Below are 3,350 nucleotides of genomic sequence, written 5' to 3'. Positions count from 1 at the left end.
GCGCCAAACCCTTCGTCTGGACCAAACCCGCCACCGACATCCTCGCCGCCGTCAGCCGATCCCCTGAACCATCCGTCTGAGTCAGTGCACTAGCGTGACCGCCGTCGTAATGACGGGCGCGGATAGCACCGCAACCAGCTTGAAGGTCATGCCCATGCCACCGGAGAACGATAGAAGATCTTCTCAGACTCGCCGATAATTTCGACGATCCAAGTCTTCGTAGTGCTGCAATTTGCCGCCGCAGTTCTACGGCAAGCATTCGCCATTCTATCCGCCGCTTGCATTGCTTCCGAGAAGACGTGCGTTTCCATTGGAGTCGGAGACCGCCACACGGTTAGATCGAGTGATCTTATTTGAAGGCGGAACATAGCAATGCTGAGTCACTTATAAGTCTGTCGTCGTTGAGCCTATGCCGATTTCAGGCCGCCCTTGCAGTATCTCTGGCGCAACAGAGTCAGCGATTGACTATTTCAGACGCTGTTTGGGACGCTGGGTCAAATTTTTTGGACGCAGAGGCAACAACATGTGCTGCGCTTCGCTGAGATAGCGTCGTTCGCAGCATCTTCGCAACGACGCACTTGATCATAAGAAAATATCAATAGGGTGACTGAATCAAGCGAATAAATGCAGACGTGAGTGTTCCAGCAGTCAGTGCCGCACCAAGCAGAACGAGTGCCCAGGCCTTATCAACTTTAAACCGCGTCATTGTCGTCCTCCGCATAGATGCAACTTTAGAGCGACAGCGTTTAACGCGAGGCGCAACCTCATAGCTAAAATCTTACCCAAGCGTCATGTCAGGTTGATCGCGGCAGCAAACGGTGCGCGTGAGTTAGCTGTGCCTCGCAACCGAGTTCTCTTCCAAAGCGAAAGTCGCGGCCTTCTGGCTACCAGGCGAAGGTCAGTTGGGCCTGTGAGCAGCCGGACTGACAGTTCGCGGCCAAGGAGCGTGGCTGATCGCGCTTGTTATCTGCGAGGATATCGGGGGCAACCACGGTCTTAGCCGGCACAGGTTGTTGCGTCCGCCAAGCCATTAACGCGGCAGGTCTTTTTGCAGTGCAATATGCAAGGATGTCCAATGACATACCGAGCCAGCCATGCACTTCGAGATCCGATCCAGCGAACGCTACCTCTGGATCTGGGTGCTGCTCGACGCGACGCACATGACGATCTTGGAAGCGGGGAAGACCGTTCTGTCAGAGACCCAGGCGTCCGTTGCGGCGCTAGCCTTCGCGAAGCTCGTCGCGCACGGTGGCTGCACTACGCAGCCGCCTGAAGACTTTGCAATACTTTCGGCTCGAACGACCGCACGCTGTTGCGCCCCCCCGACTTGGCCGCATAAAGCGCGCGATCTGCCCGTTCGATCGTGTGGTCGACGTCACCGTCACTGAACTCAGCTTCGGCCATGCCGATGCTGATCGTCGCTCTGAGGCACTGACCTTCAGGCTCGAACACGGTGTTTGCCACCGTTTGGCGGATCCGGTCCGCGAATATGGTCGCGCCTTTCAGGTCGGTCTCGCGGAGCAGGACCACGAATTCCTCTCCACCGAACCGTGCCACCTTGTCGGTCGTCCGGAGCGCCTCGCTAACAATGCGTCCGACCTGCCGGATGACCTCGTCGCCCGCGGCGTGGCCGTACAGGTCATTGACGCGCTTGAAGTGATCAATGTCGATCATCAGGATGCAAATCGAGCGCCGATAGCGCTTGAAGTAGCTCATCGCGTCGTTGGCCAACGGCAGAAACGCGCGCCGGTTGAGCAGGCCTGTGAGTACGTCGGTGTCGGCCAGAACCTGCATCGCGTGCAGATCGGCTCCGAGGCGTCTGACGCGATCCTCCGCGGCGTGTACCGCACTGGACGCCTCCGCCTCGATGAGGCGTGCATCCGCCTCTGCTGTGCCGATGCGCCTCAGCAGCGACCTGACCGAACCGGACAGGCGCAGAACCTCGGGCGAGCCGTGCACATGGCGCGTCATCGTCGCATTCGGCTCGCGGCCGATGCGGTCGACGGCCTCAGTCAGCTGCGCCAGGGGCCGAGTCAGCCGTGCCGCGACCCACCAGATTGCGGCAATGCCCAGGACGGCCGTGGTGAGCCCAAGCAGCAGGATCAGGCTGGTCAGACGGTTGGCCCCTGCCAGGGCGGTGTCGATCGGCTGAAGCGCGACGACGATCCAGCCCAGGCCGGGATAGTCGCCCCGTCCGCGGGTAGCGGCAGCCGCGGCGAGCCTGGCGCCTTCAGCACTGTGGTCGATGAAATGGCCGGATGCGAGCGCTGCGGCCGTGTACGGGACTGCCCCGGGGTTGGATCCGAGCAGAACGCGGCCGGAGCGATCAAGGACGACGACGTCCTCCCTCAGCTCTGGTCTGCGAGACGACAGGACCTCACGCCGGACGATATCAGCCCATCGCCAGCTGAGGTGAGCGCCGAGAACACCGACGATCTGTCCCGACGCGTCACCGACCGGGACGGCCACATCCACGAACCGGAATGGCGACCCGTCGCTGTTGGGAGGAAGCTTCGATGCCAGCAGGGTCGCCGCGTGCACGTCCTCGACCGCAGCCTGCTGGAGGCCGTCGGTAAACCAGGGGCGCTGGCTGACGCTCACTCCTTCGAGAATGCCGCCTGTAGCGGCGCGAACCTGGCCATCGCGATCGGCAAACCCGATCCAGGCGTAATCCGGTAGCGTCCTCTGCATTGTCTCCAGGACTTTGCGCAGGCCGCCAGTGTTCTCCATCCAATGAGGTTGCAGTGGCTCAAGCGATCCGACGTTGCGGATTTCCCGCTGCCGCTCGGCCATGTCCTGATCGAGCCGATCGGCCATCGACCGAGCGATCTGAAGGAGGGCGTTCTGCGCCATATCGGTGGCTTGCCCGCGCGCCAACAGCGCGGATCCGATCGTGGTCACGCCGACAATCGCAAGACCGATGGCGCCAGCGAGCAGACTGATCTGTCGGCGCAGTGAAACGCGGTCCGCGAGCCGCTTGAACATCTTGTACGATCCTCGACCAACGAGAATTATGCGGCTCAGGTCATGACGACATGTTAAATTTGTTCGTAAACAACTCGCTGCTTCTGCCGCCTGATTTCACCGCATAATCATTCGTTCCGGCTGTAGATCCCTGCCTCTTTAAGCAACCTACAAGCAGGCGTTCCGCGCATCTTCAAAGGGCCGCTTGCGGCCCCTCGCTGCGTGCACCAATCGTCAGACTTCGTCTATAAGGTCTCGCCAGATGGCCAATCACGGTCACGTTCAGCCTCATCCTAGTGCACTGACTCAGACGGATGGTTCAGGGGATCGGCTGACGGCGGCGAGGATGTCGGTGGCGGGTTTGGTCCAGACGAAGGGTTTGGCGC

Annotated in this window: 1 protein-coding gene; it reads right to left on the bottom strand. The window is 60.6% G+C overall.

The genetic code is table 11. The features are described 5' to 3' along the window. Nucleotides 1–1,257: 1,257 nt before the first annotated feature. Nucleotides 1,258–2,985: a sensor domain-containing diguanylate cyclase gene (locus BLT59_RS30340; RefSeq protein WP_091789954.1), complete on the bottom strand. Its 1,728-nt coding sequence runs from the start codon at nucleotides 2,983–2,985 to the stop codon at nucleotides 1,258–1,260. Nucleotides 2,986–3,350: the final 365 nt, after the last annotated feature.

Origin of the sequence: Methylobacterium sp. UNC378MF, assembly GCF_900103195.1 — a bacterium.
In the GTDB taxonomy this organism is placed as follows: Bacteria; Pseudomonadota; Alphaproteobacteria; order Rhizobiales; family Beijerinckiaceae; genus Methylobacterium.
Note: the sequence above shows the minus strand (reverse complement) of the source record. Positions and strands in the feature narration are given on the sequence as shown.

Bases quoted from the DNA above. Each gene is read 5' to 3' on its own strand.
- BLT59_RS30340 (WP_091789954.1), bottom strand. From the start codon at position 2,985: ATGTTCAAGCGGCTCGCGGACCGCGTTTCACTGCGCCGACAGATCAGT.